Raw genomic sequence first — 6,554 nt, forward strand, 5'->3', positions numbered from 1 at the left:
CAGGCCAAGACTCACCCGGCGCAATTTTGCACAGAGGCAGTGCTTTCTCGCGAATTGACCGTACTTCAGCGAAAATTAGATAACGGGTCCAGAGACAGGAGATCCACATGTCGCTCAGACCAACACTCGAAACCCGCAAGGCCGTTCCGACGATGGAAGGCGCTGGCGTAAAGCTTCACCGCGCTTTTGGATTTCAGGATCCGTCCGAACTTGATCCATTCCTGTTGTTTGATGACTTCCGCAACGAGCACCCGCAGGACTACCAGGCCGGCTTTCCCTGGCACCCTCACCGCGGCATTGAAACTATCACCTACGTGCTGTCGGGAACCGTCGATCACAGCGACTCACTGGGCAACAGCGGCCAATTGGGTGCCGGAGACGTCCAGTGGATGACGGCGGGGTCCGGAATTCTGCATCAGGAAATGCCCAGGGGAAACACATCCGGGCAGATGCATGGGTTTCAGCTGTGGGGCAACTTGCCCTCGGCTCAAAAAATGACGGCTCCTCGATACCAGGACGTTCAGGGCAAGGACATTCCCGAAGTGATCGACGATGATGGCACCACGGTGCGGGTCATCGTCGGCAAGTTCTGGGGTAAGACCGGGCCGGTGGACGGTATCGCCGCGGACCCGCAATACCTGGACGTATCGATTCCTGCAGGGGTGAAAAAGACCTTCAAGATAGATACTTATCGCCGTGCTTTCGCCTATGTTTTCGATGGGCAGGCCGCTTTCGCCGACGCCTCGCAACCGACCGGCGTTCTGCTTGAGAAGGAAGTCGCCGGGCAAGAGCTGAACATTCGCGACATGTCGGGCAACCGGACGCTGGTGCGGTTTGGTACCGGAGACGAAATAACCGTTCAGGCCGGGCCTGAAGGTGTACGATTCCTGTTGATCTCGGGTGCGCCGATCAATGAACCGGTCGCATGGCATGGCCCGATCGTGATGAACACGCGCGCCGAACTCGAGCAGGCGTTTCGGGAGTTGCGCAACGGTACTTTCATCAAGCCGGCGCACTGACTCCAAACAGCCGGTAACAGGGCGCGGCCAGTCAGGCCGCGACCGCCTTGCGTACCATATCCCAATAAATCTGCTCGACCTCGTCCAGCGACAGCCGTCCACCGGCCCGGTACCACGTCATGACACCATTCAGCATGGCAATCACCGCCAGAGTCGCGATTTTGGCATCCTGAACCGAGAACAGACCGTCCTTCTGGCCGGCCAGCAGGATGCTCTGCAACGCATCTTCATACCGCCGGCGCAGCTTTTCGATTTCGGCGAAGTTTTCAGGCGTCAGGTTTCGCAGCTCCATGTACGCGATGAACACTTCGTCCGGTCGCTGCATGTGAAACCGGATGTGGAAACCCACGAATTGCCGCAGGGCGCCCAATGCATCCGCCTGTGGTTCCAACTCTTCATAGGCCGCCAGCAGCTCTTGCATGTGGTCCTGCATCAGGCGGAACAGAAGGCTTTGCTTGTCCGGAGTGTAATTGTAGAGCGCACCGGCCTGCACCCCGACCTCCCCCGCGATTTGACGCATGGAAACAGCGGCATAGCCATGCCGTGCAAACAATCCCAGGGCGGCCTCGCGGATACGGGGCCCGGTGATATCGGAATGAGAGCCTTGAGTACGTGCCATGGATCCATCGTATATGAACGTACGTTCATATAGAACCCCGCTTGAACCGTTCATGCAAAAAGTGCATCACGTTCAGGTTCCTCACTGTTCGGGTCGCGAAATGAAAGCTGTTTCCGTCATCCTGCCGCTGCTCCTCTTGGCCGCGTGCGCAGATATTCCAGAGTTGGAGGGAAGCGAAGCGGCCTCGGTAAAGGCCGCGCCCTACCCCAAGCTGATCCCGTTGACCCAGGTCAACGTGCCGCCCGTCGACCCGGTGAACGAGGCAGCCGCCGTGGAAGAAGAATTGGAACAACGGGCCGAGCGGCTGTCGCAAAAGGCACAGGCACTCCAGAACGCCGAGACCCAGTAAGCCCCGTACGCTCGCCCGCTGCGCAACAACTCTGTCCCTGACGGATTGCACCGCCGCGTTGAACCAGCTATGGCAGCCGACAAAGGACTTGCGTCCAACAGGCTGACTTCGAGCGGAAAGGAACCCACGGAATGACACAGGCGCTGCGGCTTGGAATTGCTGGCTTGGGAACCGTGGGTGTAGGCGTCGTCAAGATCGTGCGCCGTCATGCCGAATTGCTGCAAGCGCGCACTGGTCGACCGATCGAGATCGTTGCCGTTTCGGCGCGCGACGCCGCCAAAGATCGCGGGGTGAACCTGTCCGGCTTCGCGTGGGAAACCGACCCGGTGGCCTTGGCCAAACGAGACGACATCGATGTGTTCGTCGAGCTGATGGGCGGTGAAAACGGCCCGGCAAAGGCCTCGGTTGAGGCGGCATTGGCCAGCGGCAAGGATGTGGTCACCGCAAACAAGGCGCTGCTGGCCATTCACGGCCAGGCATTGGCGGAACAGGCCGAGGCCGCAGGCCGCGTGATCCGGTTCGAGGCTGCCGTGGCCGGTGGAATTCCAGTCATAAAATCCCTGACCGAAGGGTTGGCCGGAAATGACATCAAACGCGTCATGGGCGTGATGAATGGCACCTGCAACTATATCCTGACCCGAATGCAATCGCAGGGATTGGGCTACAATGCCTTGTTCGAGGAGTGCGCTCAGTTGGGCTATCTCGAAGCGGATCCGAACTTGGACGTAGGCGGCATCGACGCGGCGCACAAGTTGGCGCTGTTGGCCTCGATCGCATTTGGAACAAAGCCGAATTTCGATGGGATCGAGATCGAGGGTATTCAGCACATCAGCCTGGATGACATCCATCAGGCCGACGATATGGGTTACCGCATCAAGCTGCTGGGCGTTGCGCAGCGCACGCCGCGCGGGCTTGAACAACGGATGCAGCCCTGCCTGGTACCCAGTGACTCGCCTTTGGGGCAGCTGGAAGGCGGCACCAACATGGTGGTCATCGAGGGCGACGCCGTCGAACAGATCGTTTTGCGGGGACCGGGCGCGGGCGAAGGCCCGACGGCCAGTGCGGTGATGGGGGATGTATGTGACCTAGCGCGGGGCCTGCGGATTTCCACCTTTGGTCAACCAGCCACGTCACTGGTCGACTCCAAGCCCGCAATCACCGGCCTGCCCGCCCCTTATTATCTGCGCCTTGCATTGTTGGACAAACCAGGTGCGCTGGCCAAGGTGGCCGCCATTCTGGGCAATGCCGGCGTGTCGATCGACCGGATGCGCCAATACGCACATGCCGAGGACACGGCCCCGGTACTGATCGTTACGCACAAGACCACACGCGCCACGCTGGACGTTGCGTTGGAGGACTTGCGCACCACGGATGTGGTTGCGGGCGAGCCCGTAGCTCTGCGTATCGAGCAGGTTTGAACCCTTGCGGCCTGCGCCACGAGCAGGCTATGCCAGTCAGGACGTCTTCGCTTTACCAAAGGATTACATCGCATGAGCGCTGCCAAAATCGATTTCAACGACCGCCTTCTGTCCCTTGGACTTGCGCGCGTGGCTGAGCAGGCCGCTCTGGCCTCGGCCTCGCTGGTCGGACGCGGAGACGAGAAAGCCGCCGACCAGGCCGCGGTCAATGCGATGCGTGAACAGCTGAACCTGCTGGATATCGCTGGCGTGGTGGTCATCGGTGAAGGCGAACGCGACGAAGCGCCGATGCTGTATATCGGCGAAGAGGTCGGCACCGGCAACGGCCCCGGCGTGGACATCGCTCTGGACCCGCTCGAGGGTACGACGCTGACCGCAAAGGATATGCCCAACGCGTTGACCGTCATCGCGATGGGTCCGCGCGGTTCGATGCTGCACGCACCGGACGTCTACATGGACAAGCTGGCGATCGGCCCCGGCTTCGCCGAGAACGTGGTGACACTGGACATGTCCCCACGGGAAAGGGTCGAGGCGCTGGCCAAGGCCAAAGGCTGCACTCCCGAGGACATTACAGTTTGCATATTGGAACGTCCGCGCCATGAGGCGATGATCGCCGAGGTGCGCGAAACCGGTGCTGCGATCCGCCTGATCACCGACGGTGACGTTGCAGGCGTCATGCACTGCGCTGAGTCCGAGACGACCGGCATCGACATGTACATGGGCCAGGGTGGCGCGCCCGAAGGCGTTCTAGCGGCCGCCGCGCTGAAATGCATGGGTGGCCAGATATTTGGACGCCTGATGTTCCGTAATGATGACGAACGCGGTCGGGCGGCCAAAGCTGGTATTACCGATCTGGATCGAGTCTATGCCCGCGACGAGATGGTCACTGCCGATGTGATCTTTGCGGCGACCGGTGTCACTGGCGGGTCGCTGCTGCCGCGGATCAAGCGGGAACCTGGTTGGGTCGAGACGACGACCCTGCTGATGCGCTCGAAAACCGGATCGGTGCGGCGCATGTCCTACCGCACCCCCATTTGGCCGCATGTCGAGGGCTGAGGGGCCCGCAGACACAACCGTTCAAGGGCCGGGTCCGACAGGATTCGGCCCTTTTTAGGAGAAGTGGATTGAGCTTTCTGGGTGTTGAACAGTCTTTGACGGGCCGCCAGTGGATTGGTCCATCACCTGAATTGGATCGGGCCGCCGAGATGCTGGCCCAGCAGACCGACCTGCCCCGCCCCCTGTGCCAAGTGCTGGCACGGCGCGGTGTCCCGCCGATGGAGGCCGAGAGCTTTCTGTCTCCAAAACTGCGCGACCTTCTTCCCGATCCTCGCAGCCTGCGCGACATGGAGATCGCCGCAACGCGGTTCCTGAAAGCGGTGCGGGACAACCAGCGCATCGCCGTTTTCGCCGACTATGATGTCGACGGTGGCAGCTCGGCAGCCCTGTTGCTGGTTTGGCTCAGGCAGATGGGGCGTCAGGCGACCTTGTATGTGCCCGATCGTATCGACGAGGGCTATGGCCCGAACGCCCCCGCCATGAGCCAGCTTGCTGAAACGCATGATCTGATCATCTGCGTGGACTGCGGCACGCTCAGCCACGAAGCAATTGCCGCAGCCAAGGGGGCCGATGTGATTGTTCTCGATCACCACCTGGGCGCCGAAACGCTGCCGGATTGCGTGGCGGTGGTGAACCCCAACCGCCAGGATGAGAGCGGTGATCTGGCCCATCTGTGCGCTGCAACCGTTGTCTTTCTGATGTTGGTTGAGGCCGGACGCCAACTGCGCGAGGCCAACGCCCAAGGCCCGGACCTGATGGCGATGCTGGATTTGGTCGCGCTGGCGACCGTGGCAGACGTGGCACCCCTGATCGGGGTCAACAGGGCGCTGGTTCAGCAGGGTTTGAAAGTGATGGGGCAACGGCAACGCCCTGGCCTGGTCGCCCTGTCCGAAGTGGCCCGCATGGATTCGGCGCCCAACAGCTACCATCTGGGTTTTCTGCTTGGGCCGCGCATCAATGCCGGCGGCCGGGTTGGGCAGGCAGACCTGGGCGCGCGGCTGCTCAGCACCGACTCGGTGACCGAAGCCGAGGCTTTGTCCCGGCGCCTTGATGACCTGAATACCGAACGACGCGACATCGAAAACGCGGTCCGCGCCGCGGCGCTGGCGCAGGCCGAAGAACGTGGACTGGATGCGCCGCTGGTGTGGGCCGCAGGTGACGGCTGGCATCCCGGCGTCGTTGGGATCGTGGCGGCCCGCCTGAAAGAGGCGTCGAACCGTCCCGCCGTCGTGATTGGTTTCGACGGTGACGAGGGCAAAGGCTCAGGCCGTTCGGTCTCGGGTGTCGATCTTGGCGCATCAATCCACCGGCTGGCCGCCGAGGGATTGTTGGTCAAAGGCGGCGGTCACAAGATGGCCGCAGGTCTGACCGTGATGCGCGACCAGTTGGAACCGGCGATGGAGCGGCTCTCGGAGTTGCTGGCGAAACAGGGTGCGGGCCAAGCCGGTCCGGCCGACCTCAAGCTGGATGGCGCGCTGATGCCCGGGGCGGCCTCGGTTGATCTGATCGAAAAGATTGAGCAGGCCGGCCCATTTGGCGCCGGGGCCCCTGCCCCTCGATTTGCAATGCCCGACCTGCAGGTCCGCTTTGCCAAGCGGGTTGGAGAAACCCATTTGAAGCTGTCGCTCTCGGACGGAATGGGCGGTGGGCTGGACGCGATTGCATTTGGTGCCTTTGACGGACCGATGGGCGAAAGGCTGTCAAATCACGGTGGCGCGCGGTTCCATTTTGCCGGTCGGCTCGAGGTCAACACATGGGGTGGCCGGCAAAGCGTGCAGTTGCGCCTGGAAGACGCGGCCGAAGCAAATTGACTGCTGACGCCAATGCCTTTTTTGACCCGCAAAAAAGTTTCCTGGCCGTGCGTTTTTCGTCTTGCGGGTGGGGGGCGTAATCCGTAAAAGGCCCTCCACAAGCCAGCGTGGCCCGTTCGTCTATCGGTTAGGACGCCAGGTTTTCAACCTGGAAAGAGGGGTTCGATTCCCCTACGGGCTGCCACTTGTGCTTGGGCAATGCTGACGTGGCCCGTTCGTCTATCGGTTAGGACGCCAGGTTTTCAACCTGGAAAGAGGGGTTCGATTCCCCTACGGGCTGCC

General features: G+C 61.6%; 6 protein-coding genes and 2 tRNA genes. 7 read left to right on the forward strand and 1 reads right to left on the reverse strand.

The annotated features are described in order from the left end of the window. Window positions 1-107: 107 nt before the first annotated feature. Complete coding sequence (locus AC2FNL_RS08945; protein WP_496833210.1) at window positions 108-1,019, forward strand: pirin family protein; 912 nt, start codon at window positions 108-110, stop codon at window positions 1,017-1,019. Between the two features lie 31 nt (window positions 1,020-1,050). Here the strand turns inward: AC2FNL_RS08945 and AC2FNL_RS08950 are convergent, their stop codons facing one another. Beyond that, entirely contained in the window at window positions 1,051-1,638 is a 588-nt protein-coding gene (locus tag AC2FNL_RS08950) for a TetR/AcrR family transcriptional regulator (RefSeq protein ID WP_093961742.1), read from the reverse strand. 100 nt (window positions 1,639-1,738) lie between these two features. On the opposite strand from AC2FNL_RS08950, the gene AC2FNL_RS08955 reads away from it, so the two are divergent. The 6 genes from AC2FNL_RS08955 (at window position 1,739) to AC2FNL_RS08980 (ending at window position 6,552) form a co-directional block, all read left to right on the forward strand. Next, window positions 1,739-1,987, forward strand: a complete 249-nt coding sequence (locus AC2FNL_RS08955) for a hypothetical protein (RefSeq protein WP_170339166.1) — start codon at window positions 1,739-1,741, stop codon at window positions 1,985-1,987. 131 nt (window positions 1,988-2,118) lie between these two features. Beyond that, the gene (locus AC2FNL_RS08960; RefSeq protein ID WP_170371483.1) at window positions 2,119-3,405 is read left to right on the forward strand and encodes a homoserine dehydrogenase; all 1,287 of its coding nucleotides are present in this window, start codon (window positions 2,119-2,121) and stop codon (window positions 3,403-3,405) included. A 72-nt stretch (window positions 3,406-3,477) separates the two neighbouring features. Then, entirely contained in the window at window positions 3,478-4,461 is a 984-nt protein-coding gene (gene glpX / locus AC2FNL_RS08965; RefSeq protein ID WP_170528222.1) for a class II fructose-bisphosphatase, read from the forward strand. Between the two features lie 68 nt (window positions 4,462-4,529). Then, complete coding sequence (recJ, locus tag AC2FNL_RS08970) at window positions 4,530-6,272, forward strand: single-stranded-DNA-specific exonuclease RecJ (RefSeq protein ID WP_496833213.1); 1,743 nt, start codon at window positions 4,530-4,532, stop codon at window positions 6,270-6,272. Window positions 6,273-6,381: 109 nt separating this feature from the next. Next, window positions 6,382-6,456: transfer RNA gene (locus AC2FNL_RS08975), tRNA-Glu, on the forward strand. 24 nt (window positions 6,457-6,480) lie between these two features. Then, window positions 6,481-6,552: transfer RNA gene (locus tag AC2FNL_RS08980), tRNA-Glu, on the forward strand. Window positions 6,553-6,554: the final 2 nt, after the last annotated feature.

Source organism: Ruegeria sp. CRTD044 (assembly GCF_059613485.1).